Annotated in this window: 22 protein-coding genes, 1 pseudogene and 2 riboswitches; of the genes and pseudogenes, 18 read left to right on the top strand and 5 right to left on the bottom strand. The window is 35.6% G+C overall.

All coding sequences use genetic code 11. From position 1 onward, the window contains the following. Window positions 1-51 precede the first annotated feature (51 nt). On the bottom strand, window positions 52-654 hold the full coding sequence (locus tag ACIQ38_RS19520) for a LysE/ArgO family amino acid transporter (protein WP_402827086.1): 603 nt from the start codon (window positions 652-654) through the stop codon (window positions 52-54). A 100-nt stretch (window positions 655-754) separates the two neighbouring features. Here ACIQ38_RS19520 and ACIQ38_RS19515 point away from each other — a divergent pair, with 100 nt between their 5' ends. From ACIQ38_RS19515 to ribH, 5 genes and pseudogenes are all read left to right on the top strand, one after another. Then, a complete protein-coding gene (locus ACIQ38_RS19515) occupies window positions 755-2,176 on the top strand; it encodes an aminotransferase-like domain-containing protein (RefSeq protein WP_402827083.1) in 1,422 nt (473 codons plus the stop codon). Window positions 2,177-2,296: 120 nt separating this feature from the next. Continuing rightward, on the top strand, window positions 2,297-3,040 hold the full coding sequence (locus ACIQ38_RS19510) for an SAM-dependent methyltransferase (RefSeq protein ID WP_402827080.1): 744 nt from the start codon (window positions 2,297-2,299) through the stop codon (window positions 3,038-3,040). 80 nt (window positions 3,041-3,120) lie between these two features. Beyond that, window positions 3,121-3,252: riboswitch (FMN riboswitch) on the top strand. 144 nt (window positions 3,253-3,396) lie between these two features. Next, a riboswitch (FMN riboswitch) is annotated at window positions 3,397-3,528 on the top strand. A gap of 149 nt (window positions 3,529-3,677) precedes the next feature. After that, complete coding sequence (gene ribE / locus ACIQ38_RS19505; RefSeq protein ID WP_402827077.1) at window positions 3,678-4,316, top strand: riboflavin synthase; 639 nt, start codon at window positions 3,678-3,680, stop codon at window positions 4,314-4,316. 22 nt (window positions 4,317-4,338) lie between these two features. Continuing rightward, window positions 4,339-4,941 (top strand): annotated as a pseudogene (gene ribB / locus ACIQ38_RS19500) (3,4-dihydroxy-2-butanone-4-phosphate synthase); the annotation flags it as partial. 43 nt (window positions 4,942-4,984) lie between these two features. After that, window positions 4,985-5,449: a 6,7-dimethyl-8-ribityllumazine synthase gene (gene ribH, locus ACIQ38_RS19495; RefSeq protein WP_402827076.1), complete on the top strand. Its 465-nt coding sequence runs from the start codon at window positions 4,985-4,987 to the stop codon at window positions 5,447-5,449. Between the two features lie 526 nt (window positions 5,450-5,975). On the opposite strand, the gene ACIQ38_RS19490 is transcribed toward ribH, so the two are convergent. Continuing rightward, the gene (locus ACIQ38_RS19490; RefSeq protein WP_402827074.1) at window positions 5,976-6,554 is read right to left on the bottom strand and encodes a GNAT family N-acetyltransferase; all 579 of its coding nucleotides are present in this window, start codon (window positions 6,552-6,554) and stop codon (window positions 5,976-5,978) included. A 262-nt stretch (window positions 6,555-6,816) separates the two neighbouring features. Here ACIQ38_RS19490 and ACIQ38_RS19485 point away from each other — a divergent pair, with 262 nt between their 5' ends. Together ACIQ38_RS19485 and ACIQ38_RS19480 are read left to right on the top strand one after the other, a co-directional pair. Then, complete coding sequence (locus ACIQ38_RS19485) at window positions 6,817-7,563, top strand: class I SAM-dependent methyltransferase (RefSeq protein ID WP_402827071.1); 747 nt, start codon at window positions 6,817-6,819, stop codon at window positions 7,561-7,563. A 448-nt stretch (window positions 7,564-8,011) separates the two neighbouring features. Beyond that, window positions 8,012-8,719 carry a class I SAM-dependent methyltransferase gene (locus tag ACIQ38_RS19480; RefSeq protein WP_402827067.1) on the top strand — a complete coding sequence of 236 codons (708 nt, stop codon included), beginning with the start codon at window positions 8,012-8,014 and terminating at the stop codon, window positions 8,717-8,719. A 236-nt stretch (window positions 8,720-8,955) separates the two neighbouring features. Here ACIQ38_RS19480 and ACIQ38_RS19475 read toward each other — a convergent pair whose 3' ends face one another. Then, complete coding sequence (locus ACIQ38_RS19475) at window positions 8,956-9,348, bottom strand: hypothetical protein (RefSeq protein WP_402827064.1); 393 nt, start codon at window positions 9,346-9,348, stop codon at window positions 8,956-8,958. Between the two features lie 196 nt (window positions 9,349-9,544). On the opposite strand from ACIQ38_RS19475, the gene ACIQ38_RS19470 reads away from it, so the two are divergent. The 5 genes from ACIQ38_RS19470 to ACIQ38_RS19450 all read left to right on the top strand — a co-directional run bounded on the left by ACIQ38_RS19470 (window position 9,545) and on the right by ACIQ38_RS19450 (window position 12,837). Next, a complete protein-coding gene (locus ACIQ38_RS19470; protein ID WP_402827569.1) occupies window positions 9,545-10,060 on the top strand; it encodes a shikimate kinase in 516 nt (171 codons plus the stop codon). A 90-nt stretch (window positions 10,061-10,150) separates the two neighbouring features. Further along, on the top strand, window positions 10,151-10,774 hold the full coding sequence (locus tag ACIQ38_RS19465; RefSeq protein WP_402827061.1) for a histidine phosphatase family protein: 624 nt from the start codon (window positions 10,151-10,153) through the stop codon (window positions 10,772-10,774). 71 nt (window positions 10,775-10,845) lie between these two features. Continuing rightward, entirely contained in the window at window positions 10,846-11,958 is a 1,113-nt protein-coding gene (locus ACIQ38_RS19460; RefSeq protein ID WP_402827058.1) for a hypothetical protein, read from the top strand. A gap of 71 nt (window positions 11,959-12,029) precedes the next feature. After that, on the top strand, window positions 12,030-12,578 hold the full coding sequence (locus ACIQ38_RS19455) for an ATP-binding protein (RefSeq protein ID WP_402827055.1): 549 nt from the start codon (window positions 12,030-12,032) through the stop codon (window positions 12,576-12,578). 46 nt (window positions 12,579-12,624) lie between these two features. Next, complete coding sequence (locus ACIQ38_RS19450; RefSeq protein ID WP_402827052.1) at window positions 12,625-12,837, top strand: DUF6366 family protein; 213 nt, start codon at window positions 12,625-12,627, stop codon at window positions 12,835-12,837. Window positions 12,838-13,123: 286 nt separating this feature from the next. On the opposite strand, the gene ACIQ38_RS19445 is transcribed toward ACIQ38_RS19450, so the two are convergent. Together ACIQ38_RS19445 and ACIQ38_RS19440 are read right to left on the bottom strand one after the other, a co-directional pair. Further along, window positions 13,124-13,324: a hypothetical protein gene (locus ACIQ38_RS19445; protein WP_402827049.1), complete on the bottom strand. Its 201-nt coding sequence runs from the start codon at window positions 13,322-13,324 to the stop codon at window positions 13,124-13,126. A gap of 458 nt (window positions 13,325-13,782) precedes the next feature. Further along, complete coding sequence (locus tag ACIQ38_RS19440; RefSeq protein WP_402827046.1) at window positions 13,783-14,259, bottom strand: DinB family protein; 477 nt, start codon at window positions 14,257-14,259, stop codon at window positions 13,783-13,785. Window positions 14,260-14,347: 88 nt separating this feature from the next. Here ACIQ38_RS19440 and ACIQ38_RS19435 point away from each other — a divergent pair, with 88 nt between their 5' ends. From ACIQ38_RS19435 to ACIQ38_RS19410, 6 genes are all read left to right on the top strand, one after another. Beyond that, entirely contained in the window at window positions 14,348-15,040 is a 693-nt protein-coding gene (locus ACIQ38_RS19435) for an ArsR/SmtB family transcription factor (protein ID WP_402827043.1), read from the top strand. A gap of 215 nt (window positions 15,041-15,255) precedes the next feature. Continuing rightward, window positions 15,256-15,531, top strand: a complete 276-nt coding sequence (locus ACIQ38_RS19430; RefSeq protein ID WP_402827040.1) for a CD3324 family protein — start codon at window positions 15,256-15,258, stop codon at window positions 15,529-15,531. A 191-nt stretch (window positions 15,532-15,722) separates the two neighbouring features. Then, window positions 15,723-16,295, top strand: a complete 573-nt coding sequence (locus ACIQ38_RS19425; protein WP_402827037.1) for a GNAT family N-acetyltransferase — start codon at window positions 15,723-15,725, stop codon at window positions 16,293-16,295. Further along, complete coding sequence (locus tag ACIQ38_RS19420; protein WP_402827034.1) at window positions 16,295-16,726, top strand: GNAT family N-acetyltransferase; 432 nt, start codon at window positions 16,295-16,297, stop codon at window positions 16,724-16,726. The genes ACIQ38_RS19425 and ACIQ38_RS19420 overlap by 1 nt, the downstream gene beginning before the upstream one ends. 296 nt (window positions 16,727-17,022) lie before the next feature. Further along, the gene (locus tag ACIQ38_RS19415) at window positions 17,023-18,276 is read left to right on the top strand and encodes a Y-family DNA polymerase (RefSeq protein WP_402827031.1); all 1,254 of its coding nucleotides are present in this window, start codon (window positions 17,023-17,025) and stop codon (window positions 18,274-18,276) included. A gap of 486 nt (window positions 18,277-18,762) precedes the next feature. After that, the gene (locus ACIQ38_RS19410; RefSeq protein WP_402827028.1) at window positions 18,763-19,230 is read left to right on the top strand and encodes a hypothetical protein; all 468 of its coding nucleotides are present in this window, start codon (window positions 18,763-18,765) and stop codon (window positions 19,228-19,230) included. Window positions 19,231-19,252 lie beyond the last annotated feature (22 nt).

Raw genomic sequence — 19,252 nt, 5'->3', positions numbered from 1 at the left:
TATGAAGTGAAAATGTCCCAAAGCAGTAGCTGGCTTTAGGACGTTTTGTGTTTAGAACAAACTTATTAATAGATAACCCGCAGTACACCATATAAAAACAGCGGAGCATTTATTGAAAATAGTCATCAGCTTACCTGTCCCATCGAGTTTTTTCATCGTTGCACCTGCAATTGTCAATCCAAAAAACCAACACCAAGATACAACGATACAAGCCGCTGTAAACAATAATTGCTCTGTTCCAACATATTTTAAAGCGCTAGTTCCAATGACACCGACCGTATCTAAAATAGCATGTGGATTTAATAGGGAAACGGACATGGCAAATACAATTTGCTTCTTTGCTTTTAAACTTTTTCCCGCTTCCAGGCTGGCAGGCTTTGATCTCCAGATCGAGTATCCCATATACAGGAGAAAAATAATTCCAACAATCATTAGCCCTAATCGCAATCCTTCCAATTGTAAGACAATGACGGACAAACCAAATACCGCAAGTACAATTAGTAAGGTGTCACAAAGTGCAGCTGTAATAGCAGCGGGAAAAGCTTTCCACAAACTTGGTTGGGTGGCACCTTGTGAAAAAATGAAAACGTTTTGTACCCCTAAAGGCAATATAAGTCCAAATGCTAATAAGATTCCGTGTAATATTGCTTCCAATTTCAAAAACTCCCTTCCATAACTAGTTTAGCTATGTTACAACTATAAGAAAACAACCAATTGGATGGTTTATGAACCAACCAATTTAAGGAGCGATACTTTGAACTGGAAACCAGATCGCCATTCGCATTTGTCCCTCCATGTCCAAATTGTGGATTGGATGACAACACTTATAAGTCGTGGGGAATGGACAGTCGGTATGAAACTTCCCCCTCAACGTAAGTTAGCCGAGCTGTTAGAAGTGAATCGAAGTACGATTATAGAAGTTCTTGACGAATTAAAAGCGGATGGATTGCTTGAAATGAAAAGAGGGGCTGGTACTTTTGTATCGAATAATTCTTGGAATATGCTGCTAAATAAATCACAGCCTAATTGGCATAAGCACATAGAAGCGAGTATCCATAAGCCCAATTATCATACAATCCAGCTCATAAATGAATATGAACAAGATTCCTCTATGATTAGACTTGGTACAGGTGAGCTCTCTCCGGATTTATTGCCTGCCAAGCTTTTAGAACAGTCACTTCAATCTATTTCATTAAAGGCACGTGATATCGGTTATTCCGAACCGAAAGGAAGTAAAAGACTACGAAACATTTTAAGTGACTATTTGAAGAAAAGGGGAATACATACTTCGCCGGCCGGCATTTTGATTGTTTCGGGGGCATTGCAAGCTTTGCAATTAATATCGGTAGGCTTATTGGAACAGCAATCGATCATCTTTCAAGAGCATCCATCTTATTTAAATTCAGTTCACCCGTTTCAATCCGCTGGTATGCAAATGGTGTCCATCGAGCAGAATGGACGTTTAGCTGAAACACTGAAAGCTGCAAAAGGAAAAAAACAATCGCTTTTCTATACCATACCCACTTTGCATAATCCGACAGGTAGCAGTTTAACGTTGGATGAGCGCAAAAGATTTTTGGATATATGTACGGCATTACAAATACCAATCGTTGAAGATGATGTGTATCATGAATTATTGTTTGAGGAATCCCTACCTGCCATGAAGTCTTTGGATCAAACAGGGCAAGTTTTGTATATAGGAAGCGTGTCCAAAACATTAAGCCCAGGTTTAAGAATCGGCTGGGTGGTCGCTCCTGAAGCCGTAATTAATAGACTGGCTGACATTAAAATGCAAACAGATTATGGATCCAGTGCCTTTTCACAAGAAATTGTCGCTCATTGGCTTTCTTCTGGGTTATATGAGGAACATGTTGCGAACTTGCGCCAGCAATTAAAGGTACGTGCTTTATTCGTAGAAACTATTCTTGAAAAAGATTTTAGTCCAATTGCTACATGGGAGAAATCAAAAGGAGGATTCTATATTTGGCTAAGATTCAACGAGCCAATTGTAAATAAAGCGCTATTTTTGAAGCTCATAAAGGAAAATGTACTTATCAATCCTGGTTATATATACGATCCGAGCGATTTGCATCATATTCGCCTTTCCTATGCTTACGCTACAATGGAAGAGTTAGAAAAAGGATTGCATATCATATTAAATAATATAGATTTCTGAAAAGTCTGTGTTATAATCTATTAAATTACAAGTTATTGGAGGACAATACATGTTGCTTTACAATTGATCCATTCTGATCGACCTTATTGAATAAAAACTGTTGAATAAGGAGTGTTCAGGATGGAATGGGTAAAAAATTTTTACGATAAACAATTTCGATTATATGCAGAAGGTTTAACAGGTCCAAACGAAGAGCATGAGGAAATATTGACGAAAATAGAGACTTTAGCTTCTAAACCTTTCCAATCTATTTTAGAGTTAGGTGCTGGAGGCGGGGAATTTGCCATAACGGCTGCTAAAAAAGGATATGATGTTACGGCGGTTGAGTTAGTGCCATCCCGAGTTGACTTCATGAGAAAGCTAAAAAGTGAACATGATTTAATAGGTGATCTTGAAATCTTGGAAGAGGACTTTTATGAGATCGAACTTTCTAAATCCTTTGACGTTGTTTGTTATTTAGATGGATTTGGAGTTGGGGAGGATCAAGATCAACGAAAATTATTAAAACGGATGGGCAAGTGGCTAAAACCAGATGGATGTATCTTAATAGATATCTATACGCCTTGGTATTGGGCAAGTGTTGCAGGTCAAGAGATGATGGTTGGAAGTAAGCCTCGAAAATATGATTTTGATTTTATGGGTTGTCGCATGTTAGATACTTGGTTTGATGGAGATGAAAAAGTCACTCAATCTTTAAGATGTTATTCTCCTCAAGATTTAAACATGTTATTAGAAGATATAGGCCTTAAGCTTGTTGATATAAAACCTGGTGGTGCGATGAACTACACGACTTGGGAGTATCATGAAAATGTAGAGTTAGGTGAGGCTATGTCTTATATGGTAAAACTAGTGCCAGGCTTCTAATATTTAGTATTTTCAATGTTGTTTAAGTTATTTAGCGTGAATTTTTAATCTCCAAGTGTTATACTACGTTTTATAGATGAATAATCCTTCGGGGTCGGGTGAAATTCCCAATCGACGGTGATGCAGAAATTGCTAAGCCCGTGAGCCTTTTTAAGGCAGGATTTGGTGCAACTCCAAAGCCGACAGTATAGTCTGGATGGGAGAAGGATGTGCAAGTATGCTTATTTCCTTATGGGGTAAAACACACCTCTAAAGGTTTATTTAGTGATGCTTTCAACATAAATTTCCTAATCACCCCGTAGAGATATGTCTATGGGGTTTTATTTTTGCCATAAAACCCTAAATTTCATACAAGTGTATTCCTTCGGGGTCGGGTGAAATTCCCAATCGACGGTGATGAAGCAATTCTAAGCCCGTGAGCCTAATATTAGGCAGGATTTGGTGCAACTCCAAAGCCGACAGTATAGTCTGGATGGGAGAAGGATGTACGACCATTATTACCTTATGTGGTAAAAAAACACCCAAAAAGGTTTATTTGTCGATGCGTAAAACATAATTTCCCAAAACTAACCCCTTAGAGCTGATCTATGGGGTTTTCTTTTTGCACAAAATTTCTTAATAGAAAAGAGGTGTTTATATGTTTACGGGAATAGTAGAAGACTTGGGTAAGGTTAAATCGATGAAAAGCGGTCCTAATAGCATGCAGTTAACATTGGAATCTCAAAAGATTGTAGAGGATATTCATTTAGGCGATAGTATCTCCGTGAATGGGGTGTGCTTAACAGTCATTTCGTTTTCCAGCAATCTATTTACAGTAGATGTCATGCCAGAAACCGTGAAGTCAACAAGCATTCGTTCTCTTCAAACGGGACATGTCGTTAACCTGGAGCGTGCCATGCCTGCAAACGGTCGATTTGGCGGTCATTTTGTCTCGGGCCATGTGGACGGAACGGGCGTTATTTTAAGAAAAAGAAAAGTAGAAAATGCGGTATATGTAGACATTGGTATTAGTGAAGAACTGAGTAAGTACTGTATGCTGAAAGGCTCTGTTGCAATCGATGGCATTAGTTTAACTATTTTCGATGTTCAGCCGAGACAGCTCACCGTTTCACTTATTCCACTTACTTTTAGCGAAACAATATTAGGGATAAAAAAAGAGCAGGATGTCGTTAATATTGAAAATGATTTACTTGGCAAATATGTGATCAACCATTTGGATCGAAAGAAAGAAAGCTCGCCAATTACGATGGACTTTTTAAGACAAAGCGGATTTTAACAAGTTAAAGGAGGTATTTTATATGTTCCATACAATTGAAGAAGCAATCGAGGATTTAAAAAAAGGGAAAATAATTATCGTTGTAGATGATGAAAGTCGTGAAAACGAGGGAGATTTCCTTGTACTGGCGGATTATGCAACACCAGAAAATATTAACTTTATGGCAACATATGGCCGCGGGCTGATTTGTACGCCAATTACACAGAAACTAGCGGATCGACTCGATTTACATCCGATGGTTACACGTAATACCGATAATCATCAAACCGCATTTACGGTTAGTATCGATTATAAAACGACAGAAACCGGTATTAGTGCTTTTGAGCGCTCTGAAACGATTTTACAAATGTTCAATGCTGCATCAGTCAGCTCGGATTTCCGCCGACCCGGCCATGTGTTTCCACTTATCGCGAAAGATAAGGGCGTACTCGAGCGTCCAGGGCATACTGAAGCCGCTGTCGATTTCGCAAAACTTTGTGGGGCTCAACCTGCTGGAGTAATTTGTGAAATTATGAGTACAGACGGCACTATGGCAAGAGTTCCGGAATTACATACAATTGCGGAAGCACATGATTTGAAGTTTGTAACGATTGAAGCATTAGTAAATTATCGCTCGAAACAAGAGACCAAAGCATTCGCTTAAAATAGAAAAAGAGGAGAGATGAAGAATGGGTAAAGTATTTGAAGCAACATTAATCGGAACGGATTTAAAAATTGGGGTAGTAGTAGGCAGATTTAATGAATTTATCAATGGTAAATTATTAGATGGTGCAATAGACGGTTTGAAACGTCACGGTGTCTCAGAAGATAATGTGGATGTTGCATGGGTACCAGGTGCATTTGAAGTCCCATTTATCGCGAAAAAAATGGCCGAAACGAAAAAATATGACGCCATTATCGGTTTAGGTTCTGTTATTCGTGGTTCCACTACGCACTATGATTATGTATGTAATGAAACAGCAAAAGGAATTGCAAGTGTTGGGCTAACTACAGGTGTTCCAGTAATGTTCGGTATTGTAACAACAGAAACGATTGAACAAGCAATTGAACGTGCAGGGACAAAAGCTGGAAATAAAGGCTATGATGCTGCGGTGTCTGCTATTGAAATGGCTAATTTGAATCGTTTGTTTTAAGTAAATTTGGAAAGCATGAGGCAGACTGTAATCAGTCTGTCTTTTTACTGCTTAGGAAACTATGAATATATACATGTCGACAACTTTTATAAGGTGGGCCATTTTTATTGTACGAGATATAGGAAAAGTGCGTCGTATAAAGTTCAATTAGGGATTTTTCGGCGAGCGCTACGTCGCTAACGCTCCTGCAGGGTCTCACATTTCATTACAAACTTCCAAAGAATGGATAAGGGTAATCAAACAGCTGATGAAAGCAACCAGTTCTACTTAGAAGGCAACCAAATCAGAGTGAAAGCAACTAAATTACTGATGAGAGCTACTAAATCTTGTAACAACAAGTTCACTTAGATGTGAGACGACTATAGTATTAGTATCTATTTGGAATAATAAGAATTAAAATCCGCTGAACTCGTCAGCCTAGACTGGTTTGTCGTGTTCAGCGGACACTACATTCAACTTTTTATGACGCACAATCGCATCCGATTATTTTGTGAAAACAAGAATGATTTACATAGTTAGATTAAGATTAAAAGTTTTTTTCAAAACAAACACACTGATGAATCCGCTTGTTATTGTTAAATTGCTCTATATCCTCGCCGACATAATGTGCAAAAGCATTCACCAGATGTAACTTTGGTATCTTACTTTGAATTTGTTGATTCATCTCATCTCTTTCAAAATAAATATGATAATAGGAATCAACATTCATAAAATGCATTTTCTCATACCAATTCTGAACCCAAAGATCATTACGTGTCCAGGCTTCGAAACGATTTAATCCAATTGCTTTTGCTTTAGTTGCAGCAACATCTAGTAATTGTTGACCGATTCCTTTCCTGGAAAAGTCAGGGTGGACTGCTATATGCCAAATCATACCTCCAAGCCCTTTTCCCCGGGAGCAGACGGTACCTTCTTCTTTTTCGTACTCCACATCAATAAGTCCAACGATTTGTCCATCTAATTCAGCTACAAGTTCAATCGCGGGATTTTCATAGTGTTCTTTTTCTTTTAAGACATTATCAAAATAGGCCGTCTCCAAAAAAGCGAGAGTTCGACACCTCACCCAACCGGTTTCATCATTGGGCGTATAGTCTCTAATAATCATTATTTTCCTCCTGATTTTAGGGACCACGTAGTTTGTAGGGGCGCTTATACGTCCATCCCTTAAATTAAATCCACCCCGTAAGGTTTCTCCATGATTTTCATAAACAGAACACCCCTTTCATTGGTTATAATTTAAATTTACCAGAATCTTTAGACTCCAACAATATTGTCTTTGAATGAATTTGCGTTTGGTTTTAAAGATGGTTATTGTAAATGTACAATCTTAGTGTAAGTTTATACAAAAATATGAGAGGGGACTTAGAATGGACAACACACAGAAATTTGATGGAAAAGCTGCTGTTTATGCAAAAGCAAGACCTGGTTACGCAAATGAGTTGGTTGGCTTTTTGTCCGATAGTGGGGTAGGAAGAGGTTCTTTTGTTGCCGATATCGGCTCTGGCACAGGAATTTTTTCGAACGTTTTACTTGATCTCGGATGCCATGTGTATGGAGTGGAACCAAATGAAGATATGCGTAGAGAATCAGAGAAGAAATTGGCGCAGGTTCCGGCGTTTCATTCCGTGAATGGAACAGCGGAAAATACAACTCTGTCTAACAAAAGTATAGATTTTATCACCGTTGCACAAGCATTCCACTGGTTTAATACAGAGAAGTTCAAATTGGAATGTCAGCGCATTATTAAAGATAAGGGAAAGGTTATGTTGATATGGAACTCCCGTATAATGGAAAGCCCGTTAGTAAAAGAGAATGAACAAATTTTCCAGAGATTTTGTCCAGATTTCAAAGGCTTCAGCGGAGGCATCGGATATATGGACGAAAGCATTCAAAAATTCTTTAGCAACTTTACCGTACATCGTTTTCCAAATAATTTACCATTCGATAAATCCAAGTTTATCGAAAGAAATCTGTCTGCGTCCTATTCTTTAAAAGAGAACGATGCCCAATATGATCTCTATCTAACAGAACTAAACAATTTGTTTGATCAGTATGCAGTTGGCGGCATGCTTCTTGTTCCGAATGAAACAATCGTATATATTGGAGAGGTTTAAAGACGATTCTTTTATATAATTTACTTTGGGTATTACATTCCGTAATGCCCTTTTTATTTACATTAAAATAGGTATCAGAATAATTTGTTTATTTGAAGTTTTCATTGGATAATTTTGTTATAATAAATAAGGGAGAAATGCTATTTAAAATGATTTATACAACATGTCTACTTGTAAATTAAGTGAAAAGAGGGAGTTCTATAGGTATTCAAATTTTCATCTTCATTTCCATAATTATTTACGGATTCTGTTTTTTATTAGGATTAATTTATATGATAAAAGGAAAAAAGAATAAGAACTTTTTTTAAAAATCAGGTAGCGGCATTGTAATCGGTCATCAAAGTTTACAATGAAAAGCTTCAACTCTATCTTGCTTGGAGTAGTAGTACAAAAATACTTTTGCAACAGCAGATCAGATCGAGCATATTAATTTTTTTGAGGTGAAATCGTGAACTATAAAGTAATAGAAGCTTATGACCAACTTGCCAATGATTATGAACATAATGTGGATACAAAAAGTCTGTTTAACACTGAATATGAACGACCAGCAATGATGAAATTACTTCCCAAGGTTTTAAAAGATAAGCGTGTTTTGGATGCTGGATGTGCAGCTGGTTGGTATACATCTCAACTAGTTAGCTTAGGCGCAAGTGTCACTGCAACCGATATTAGTCCTGAAATGGTAAAGGCGACAAAAAGACGGCTCGGAGAAAAGGCGGAAGTTTTATGCTGCGATTTAGAGAAGGACTTACCTTTTGAAGATGAATCATTTGATTTCATCTTAAGTTCTTTAGTGCTACATTACATAAAAGATTGGAGCAAGCCTTTTAGTGAGTTCCGTAGAATATTAAAACCGAACGGGACCTTGTTATATTCCGTCCATCATCCATTTATGGATCTAAAATTATCCGACAATGGCGACTACTTTTCAACTGAATACATTGTTGATCAATGGAAAAGACAAGGAAAATTAATCGATGTTCCATTTTATCGTCGCCCGCTACAAGAAATACTAAACGAAACTCTGGGATATTTTTCTTTGGAGAAAATAATAGAGCCTCAACCGACGAAAGAATTTCAATTGAAGGAACCAGACAAATATGAAAAGTTAATGAAAAACCCGCATTTTTTCATTGTGAAAGCAGAGAGAGATTAATGAATAAGCGAAATGAAAATACCCTAGAAATATAATAATCATGTGTAGCATTTTTAGTGTAATTATTATAATCCAGTGTATTCAAATCATTTATAGTCCGCATGGATTTGTGAGAGTTGTAAATCTATTAAGTACTATTTTTCTATCCGCTATTATAGCGGTTTTTATTAAGGATATTTTTATTTTGAAAAAAGCGAAGGAATAGAAGAACTTCTTTCTAAGTATAGAATGAAAACCTATGGGGTTGAGATTATATTCAATGATTCATTTGTAATTTCATTTTCTCCTACTGCTTGCACTACTAAATGATCAAGTAAAGGTCGTTCTATTTGCCAGGTGAAGGAGAATTTGTTATCCCTGTCGTCCTTAATATCATAGCCAATAAGTTTTCTTTCAGTCCATTGTGCGGTACCTGTTGGTATTAACCAAAACAAAACTGTTTCTGTGTTTTTAGCTTCAACATAGATGGTTATTTCCTTCGTCTTTTTTGGAACTCTCACCCAATTTTCTGTTATAGGAATACTTGTATAGAACTTATCTATTTTTGGGAAAGGCGGGACATATTCTGAATCAGCACCAACTGGCATATTAAAAATTAGTCCCATTAGTAAAATTGTTTGCAATAGCATTTATATCACCTCGCTATTAGTTTTTCCAAAAGGAATTATATTATGAATTACCAGATTCGAATAAAGATATTACTTTCGACTTAATACATGGACTTTACAAAAAAGTTCTATCAACTAATAAAATTATCATGAAACATTTGGAGGAGATGTATTGGAGAAATTTGTTTTTATTTTTGGGCCACAAGCGGTCGGAAAAATGACAATCGGCCAAGAACTATCAGCTTTAACAGGGCTAAAACTTTTTCATAATCATATGACCATTGATTTGTTAGAACCACTATATGGATATAGCCCGGAAATGTGGCGTTTAACCCATTTGTTTCGTCGAGAAATCTTTCAATCTTTTTCGAAAAGTGATCAATATGGAATGATATTCACGAAAATATGGTATTTGGATCAAAAAGAAGATTGGGACGAGATTGAAAATATATGCAATATTTTTAGTTCGCAAGGGGTTGAGATATATTTCGTTGAATTGGAAGCTGATGTAGATGAGAGGCTTATTCGAAATAAAACAACTAATCGGCTGGAACATAAACCAACTAAGCGAAACATCGAAGAATCCGAACAACATTTACTTAGCACATTAGAAAATAGAAGGTTAAATTCACGAGCAGGAGAAATTAAAACAAAAAACTACTTACGAATTAACAATACAAAATTGGATGCAGCGGAAGTAGCACGTATGATAAAGAAAGAATTTAGCTTGTAAGTGGAAAAACACTTAACAATTGATGAGGGTTTGTCAATTGAAGACTAAATATACATAGAATCCTAATTTCCAATAGGGAGGGTCATGAGAATGAGTAATATAATATTGGTTCAGCATTGCCAATCCGAACATCACATTAATAACATGACAGGTGGGTGGACAGATTCTCCTTTAACTGCATTAGGGAGAAAACAAGCTCAACAAATCGGAATTAAAATCAAGGAATTAGTAAATAGCGATGTATACCATTTGTATTCGTCTGACTTATTAAGAGCTTTACAGACTGCAGAAATCATTGGATCTAGTTTAAATTTAGAAGTTACTCAAAATATAGGGCTAAGAGAAATAAATACGGGTATTGCTGCGGGTAAAACAAAGGACTGGGCAAAAGCTAATCGAAAGCCACGTACAAGTAAAGGGTTTGATTTAGATTATCAAGAATTTCAAGATGGAGAGACTTGGAGGCAATTTTACAAACGTGTATGCAATTCTATGGATAAAATTTACGAACCGGAAAAGGATAAAAATCTATTAATTGTCACTCATGGTGGAACTTTGGGATATATTATTGCTTGGTGGTTGAACTTTCAACCAGAAATGTTGGCTAAAGCGTTTTTTTCTTCATCAGTAGGCGGCATTTCCGTTTTAAGTAAAAATAGTTTTCAGCAAAACATTATAAAAAAATTTAATGACACGTCTCATTTTCTCTATTAAGCTCTGATGAAATTTAAAAATATATTTTAAAAGCCTTTTTATAATGGGTGAGGTTGAAAGGAAAATTAATCATGACTAATGAAGATCTTAAGAAAGCCATTGAAAAGTTAAAAGATAGAAAAATAGAAATAGAATATATTTCGAAAATAGGCGAAGGTGCTTGGCACAATGTTTATAAAATGAAATGTCATACAGAAGAGGATCTTGTTCTTAGAATTAGAAAGAAGAAAGCTTACGGTCAATTTCAAGTATTTAAAGAGATCGACTTAATTACTGAATATGAATCTTCAAAGGTTTATTATAAGCAAGCTAATCAGTGTTCTTTTAACATCTGTCCTTCTTTCTTTGACTATTATATCGACGAATCCCTAGTATTTACCGTAGAAAGTTATATGGGCGAGGGGAAAACACTTCCAACTCTTAGCCATTCTCAAGCATTTTCAATCGGGAAAAAGTTAGGGGAAACCTTTAAATTTATGCAAGACATCAATCCCGATATAAAGGGATTTGGGGATATTATATGGAGCGGCAATCAGCTTGAAGGAGAGGTCCAACAAGCAGCTAACGATTTTTGGCAAGCTGATAACGATTACTATTTAAGCATATTAAACAGTTTGTCTACAAGTGATTTAACATTTAATCGTGATAAAGTTGGAGATATGATATTTAACTTAATTGAAAATAGAAGAAAAAAGCAACAAAAAATAGCACTAGTCAATCAAGATGTGACGCCGGAAAACATCATATTAAATTTAGACAAGGTTTCATTAATTGATCCGTTTCCAAAATTAGATTTCGATTTGAAGTATGCTGGTTATTTTGTTTTTTGCTACAAATTCCTACTTCCTGCATATTCAAATACAACTAGATATCAAAAACATGCTTATGATCAATATTCGAAGAAATTGAGTAGAATTGCAGATGGATTTATAAATGGCTATATTCTCAATAATGAGAATTTGTATAAACGCATCGTAGACGAATATATCTTGTGGACATTATTGGAAGCTTATGAACACTTTGAAATATTAAATGAAAATGAAGTGGACTCCAAGACACTGCAACAAATGGGCGATAAGAAGATGATTAAGAGTAGATTATTATTATGTTTAAAAGAATTGGAAAATAATTCTTTAGACTATGGCTGCTCATTAACAAAGACCAACTTATCTGAAAATCATTGATTTATTTATATTCAATTACATTGAATAATACATGTGTGAAGTAAAAAGTAACTAATATGGAGATGAGAAAAATGAAAAGAATACATATTTTCGGTGCTGCTGGTTCAGGTACAACCACACTAGGAAAAGCATTAGCAAATGAATTACCATTTTCTCATCTCGATACAGATGATTATTTCTGGCTAACTAAATTTACACATATGAGAGAAATAGAGGACAGAAAGAAAATATTAAAAGAAGACTTATTAAAGTATGAGAGGTCTATACTGTCAGGAGCATTATGTGGTTGGGGTGACAGCTTTAAACCTTGTTTTGACTTGGTTATTTTTTTATGGATTCCGAAAGATATCAGATTGGAGAGGCTGCAACAAAGAGAGTTTCAAAGATATGGTAATGAAATATTAGCTGGTGGTAGTAAACAAGAACAATATGAGCAGTTTATGGAATGGGCTTCCTTATATGACCATGCAGGAATCGAAGTTAGAAGTAAAACACTGCACGAAAGTTGGATGGAAGACCTAACTTGTCCGGTATTGAGAATTGAAGGGGATTATACAGTACAAGAGCGAGTAAAAATCATTTTAGAATATTTACGTTTGAATGAGAAAAGAAGCAACTAATCGGTATGAAAAACTATACCGAAACTATTTTGAGAGGGTGTTTAGTTTGAACAATCACAAAGAATCACCTGAAGAAAAAAGAGAACGATTAAAACAAACTGAATTAAAAAATAACCCGACTAGTTCTCTAAATGATGCATTAAATAGAGGAAGTAGTGGGAATTTAACTGATTTAACAGGCGGTATGGGCTGGAAAGGTACAGGAATATTAATCGTTGTTTTAATAGTTGGATATGTTTTGTATAAATTGTTTTTTTGATTTGATTGTAAAAAAATAATAGATATCCTGAATAATTGTATAGATTTAAACAGTTATTTCAATTCAATTAATCGGTTATTAAAGGATTTATAATGGAAGCACATTCCGCCAGATAGAAAATAGACAGACTATCGAATACCAAGGAATATGGTACGGGAATTTGGGTTACTATAACCTCCTGTCCGCTCACTACCTAATATATCTTGTAAATATTATCTTAATAAAAAAGACATCCATTATTTAAAGATGTCTTCATTAGCAATGTGTCCCAACATGCTTTAAATAACTATAATAGATTATTGGAAGAGGGTTTTGTCATTTCGCTAACTCTTTCGGTTAAATCGTCTAGCTTTTTATCTATACTGTCAAACCCTTTGTCCATTCCATCCAGACCTTCATCGAGTTTGCTATCCATCTTACCAAGAGTACTATCCATCTCACGCAATAATTCTAAAATCTTTTCACTGTCAATCTTCTCTTTTTCCATGTGTAATCACCCCATATTCAGTATCAGAGAATTCTGCAGGAGAACTACGTACAAACATTATAGTAGTTGTTGCAAAAGTCTTGTGAAAGGCTTCCAATTTCGCTTTACCTATAACTTACCCCTTTTCCTTTATTAATAAGCAGCGGTTTCCTTAAATATATAATATTTTTTGTAACCTTTTCTACAATAGTTGGAAGTCATCATCTATATCTATAGATTCAATACGTTGAGATAATGAAATCTTACACTTTAATTAAAGTGCGAAGCCTAGATACTATTACCTGATAATAAAATCCATATACACTTCAGCCCCTGAACTGCATATGGATTTTTATTTTAAGTTAAAGTTCCTTTTACAAATATAAAAACCTAATCCTCATTCTTTTAAACGAGAAATTAGGCTTTATAAATTGTACGCACTAGTATTTAGCGCTAATCTTTCTTTTTCATAGGAAATATTAGTCCCATATATTCGGTCTCTGAACTCCTGCTGTTCGTAAATAATCAAGAAGTTGTCCAGTGTGAACAGATTCATGATAAGCAATTCTTAGTAGCATATCTCCAAGTTCTCGAATATATCCGACGTCAGATCGGTCTATTTTTATATTTGTTAAATCATCAGTATTTAATGACTTAACGAATTTTAGGAATTTATTTCGATATGGTTGTGAGAATTCTAATTCTTCGTTAATGGTGGAAAAGACTTTTGATTCGTAAGGATTAATCGATTCTATGGTAGTCCCATCTACATGCTTTATCAAAATTTGGTGATACAGATACTCACCTTCCAGTACGTGTCTTATCATTTCCTTGCAAGACATTGCTTCTGCGTCTGGACGCCAATCCAATATTTCGGCAGGAATGGATGTCCATAATTTAATGCTCCTCCGACGAATCTCCTCAAAGTTCAAGACTAGTAAATCATTCTCATTCATTTTTATCTCTCCTTCCTCTCATTACTGTTATTGTATCAGTTGAAAACTTCGACTATAATCGAAGTATAAATGTTCATGGAGGAATACCATGGGAAGCAAACCTGATTTTTCATATATCGCAAAACTAATGGCTGATACATCAAGAGCTGCAATGTTGGATGCCCTTCTAGGTCTTGATGGACTTCCAGCTACTGAGTTAGCAAGGACAGCTAACATCACACTGCAAACTGCAAGCAGTCATCTGACAAAACTGGTAGAAGGAAATCTTGTTCGTGTAGAAAAACATGGTCGACATCGTTACTTTCGCCTGGCAAGTACTGAAGTTGCCAAAGCGATAGAAACATTAACTGTTCTTGCCCCTCCTGCACGCATCCATTCATTAAAGAGTTCTTCGCGTGCAGAGAAAATTAAAATCGCTCGCACTTGTTATGACCATCTGGCTGGGAAACTTGGAGTATCTATAACAGAAGCCTTTTTAGAAAAAGAATATTTAATGGAAGATCAAGATGATTTTCTTGTAACGGATAAGGGGAAAGAATTCTTTAATCATCTTGAAATCGATACGGATGTTTTACAAAAGAATAGAAGACATTTTGCTCGAAAATGTCTAGATTGGAGCGAAAGACGCTACCATCTGGCTGGTTCGTTAGGAAAAGCCGTTATGGTACGTTTCTTTGATCTAGGCTGGATCGAAAAGCTTCCTGACCGAGCAGTAAAAATTACAGACAGAGGCAAAGAGGGATTATACAAAACTTTAGGTATTACTGCCGACCATCTGTAAAGTAGTGTAAACCGCTAGCTGTTCTTATTTAAAAATAATCTTTTGTTAAATAACTCTATTAAATTAGTTCTATAACAAATAAGTTAAATACAAGGAGGTTTGATTGTATGAGAAAGAATACTATTTTTGCATAGCAAAGGCTATTGCATAACGAAATTAAGAAAAAATAGCCTTTGCTCTTCCTAAAATAAATAACTATATTTAGGAGTGCAAAAATGAGCTATAGAAAAGCAAAGAATCTGCTGCCAGCGGAGTTGGTAGAGCTGATACAACAATATGTTGATGGTGAATATATTTATATCCCGCGCAGAGAAGATAATAAAAAGAGTTGGGGATCGGCTACTGCTACAAGAAGAGAATTGGATTTTAGAAATTCTGCTATTTATAAGGATTACTTATCTGGAATAAATGTGGCTGCTTTGGGAGAAAAATATTATTTGTCATCCAAAAGTATTCAAAGAATCATACTAAAAGAGAAAAGAAAAAAATAAACTTTTAACATAAGCCAGTGGGGTTTTATACCTCATTGGCTTATTCTCTTTTATGAAATGAGTATGAGGTTCTTTTAGTTATGTAAGTCATATATAATCTAGTCAACTCTTACGATTGGAGAAATAGCTATGCCTGACATAAAAACAGCCTCACAGATAATCAAAACGATATAAGGGATAAAGGAGAAAAAATGAACATTTCAAAATTATTGGGTACGTTTCCGACCAAACAAACTAAAAGTATTACATTAAGAAAATTGAATTTGGAAGATGCTCCTACGCTATTTAACTATTATTCAAATGAAAATGTACATCGTCATCTCGATTGGTACGGACCTGAAACTTTAGAAAGAAGTTATGAAGTTATCAATATTTGGAACAAAGGATATGAAGATGGTTGGATTATTCGTTTTGCTATTGCTGACAAAGCAACAGATGAAATAATTGGGACGATTTTCTTAAGTGAATTTGTAGGTAAACGAGCTGAAATTGGTTATGAATTATCCGAACAATACTGGGGCCGCGGTATTATGTCGGAAGCCATACAAGAAGTATTATCATTAGGATTTAATGAGTTAGGTTTAGTAAGACTTCAAGCTTTTGTAAGCGAAGAAAATATCGCTTCAAGGAAATTGTTAACGAAATTCGATTTCAGTGAAGAAGGCTGTTTAAGACAGTTTGAATGTCATAGTGTTACAGGAGAATGCAAAGATATGTTGTGTTATGGATTGTTGCATACAGAATTTATGAGGAGAAATGAATAATGGGCTTTCATATAACGCACGAATTAAATGAAAAGGACAAACAATACATTAATGATGAACTTTATAGATTTAATTTAAAGCATTTTCCGGTAGAGTTAAGAGGGAAATACGAAGAAATCAATTTATTCCTTAAAGACGAAAATGGTATGGTCCGCGGCGGAATACTTGCTGAAGTATGTTGGAATTGGTTAGAAATCCATACTTTAATGATTGATGAAGATATAAGAAAATCCGGGTACGGAACTACTCTATTATTAGAAATTGAGAGATTAGCATTAGAAAAAGAATGTGATTTCATAAAGGTGGATACTTTAAGTTTTCAAGCATTGAGTTTTTACGAAAAGAATGGTTATCAAGTGTTTGGAAGTATAGATAATGTAGGCAAGGAATACAAGCATTACTATCTAAAAAAAGATTTAAAGCCTTTATAAAGTGAAACTTCAATCAGTGAGGGTTTTCTTCATCCCCCACTGATTGTTAGTTGAACCAATCGGGCTTTTACGGGCAGTTGATCTCCCACTTATCTTTTTGCTTTTCTTAAATCTTGAAGTGGGAGTCTTACTGCCCGTTAATGCGGGATAAATTAATGAAAACAATCATTTGCATCCATCTTCTTTTACAGTTTTTCCAGTTATTTCGGTTTATTACCAATAAAACCTTCTTGAATAAAAACGAATGTTCGGCATATAATTAGAACAAACGTTCCTTTGAGAAGGAGAAGAGAAAAATGTATGAAGGGTTAAAGAATCGCCAAATTATATGTATTGATATACGGAGTTTTTTTGCCAGCTGTGCGGCAGCGGATGCAGGACTCGATATTCTAAGCACACCCATTGCGGTAATTGGGAATTTAGAACAAAAAGGAAGTATTGTGCTTGCGGCATCTCCTATGATGAAAAAGGAATTTGGAGTGAAGACAGGAACGCGGCTATTTGAAATTCCTGATCATCCTTCTATTCATTTAATCGAACCGAAGATGGAGTTTTTCGTTCGTGTTTCCATGGAAATCACACGTTACTTAAATCAGTTTGTCCCAAGTGAAGCGATTCATGTGTATAGCGTCGACGAATGCTTCGCTGATTTGGGAGGAACCGAAAAATTATGGGGACCAGTAGAGGGGACGATTAAGCACATACAAGATGGGCTATATAATCAATTTCAATTACCATGTGCAGTTGGAATGGGGCCAAATATGCTAATGGCCAAGCTTGCACTCGACTTGGAAGCGAAAAAAACAGGCTTTGCGAAATGGACATATGAGGATGTGCAACAAAAACTGTGGCCTATTGCACCTCTCTCCAAAATGTGGGGAATTGGTTCTCGTTTAGAAAAAACATTAAATAATATGGGAATTATTAATGTGGGGCAATTAGCAAAGACACCGCTTGCGACACTAGAAGCTAAGTTTGGCATTATGGGAAATCAGTTATATCATCATGCATGGGGTCTCGATTTGTCAGAACTTGGTGCTCCTTTAGCAGAAGGGCAAATTAGTTATGGCAAAGGGCAAGTGTTGTTTCGTGATTACCGATCTAAAGCAGAAATCATGACGGTCGTATTAGAAATGTGTGAAGACGTGGCGAGACGTGCTCGCGAAGCCGAAATGGTCGGAAGAACGGTCCATCTCTCCATGAGTTACAGTAAAGATGCTTTTGGTGGCGGCTTTAATCGCTCCCGTTCGATTGATGAGCCGACAAATGCCACGATGACCATTTACAAAGTATGCGAACAAATCTTTGATGATTTTTACGATCACCGACCCATTCGCAAGCTTGCGATTTCTATTACTAATTTAGAACCCGAGTATTCTATGCAACTAAGCCTCTTTGAAGAAGATAACTGGAAAGTTCGAGAACTGGGAAAAACAATGGATTACCTTCGAAGTAAATACGGGTCCAATGCAATATTGCGCGCTGTTTCTTATACGGAAGCAGGTACGGCGAGAAAACGTGCAGGGTTGCTTGGTGGGCATAAAAAATAATGGAAGGCTGAACGATTGCATGCGTTTGGTCTTTTTTATTTCCTAAAATTAGAAGGACTTTCGAGTCTTGAAGTAGAACAATTATAAAAGGAGGGAATCTATGGAAAAGAAATATATGTACAGTATAAGTGGAGTGTGCATATTACTGTCTATATGGATGCTTTTCATTGCAAGTAAATATGTCTTTATTGGTGATAAGTGGAGTTATTTTTACTTATTTTTCAGTTGAAAATATAAAATGGACACGAGTAATCATTGCTTACATAATTAGAATAATCCTACTAATTGTCTCTTTTTTTGGTCTTTACCAACTCATACATAGAAAGAAGCAGTAATTAAAGTTGAAAGTACAACGGGAGAAAAAGTGATACCAACAACCGAAATAATAAAATCCATCGGACATTATATTATTTACACAAAAGAAGGAAGCTATTTATTTAATACGAAAAGTGGGGAGTTTTGGAAAAGGGAGGAATAAATTTTCAAATGGAAGAATCTAGAGTTGTTCATGTGAAGAAAACTTTCACTCAAAAAATAAAATCATTTGTACCATATTTTTTTGTTATGCTCACTTTGGTCTGTTTATCATATCTTCTCGTCTACAACACTTCTTATTCGCCAAATGGGTATGAAATCGTTTCAGCATCAAACAATGAAATAACGATTAAATCATTTAATTTAATTGGGGTAGAAAAAAGTATTCAAACCATATCATTTTCGAGTGAATATGAATGGAAAGTGGAAGCGATTGAACATCAGATTGACAGACAAAAAGATTTCCTATGTTTGCTTTTTTCAATGGTAAGTATATCAACGACTTTATTCGTTATGTATATACGAAATGGAACGGCCATGTGGAAGGCGATATTTCGAAGTAATCTTATCTTTTGTATATTGCTTCCTCTCACTTCACTGATCTTCGTGTGGGATGCAATTCAAAGTTACATTTCTTAATCAAACAAAAGGAGTGATAAAT

It is taken from the genome of Psychrobacillus sp. NPDC096389 (assembly GCF_044762855.1).
GTDB lineage: Bacteria > Bacillota > Bacilli > Bacillales_A > Planococcaceae > Psychrobacillus.
Note: the sequence above shows the minus strand (reverse complement) of the source record. Positions and strands in the feature narration are given on the sequence as shown.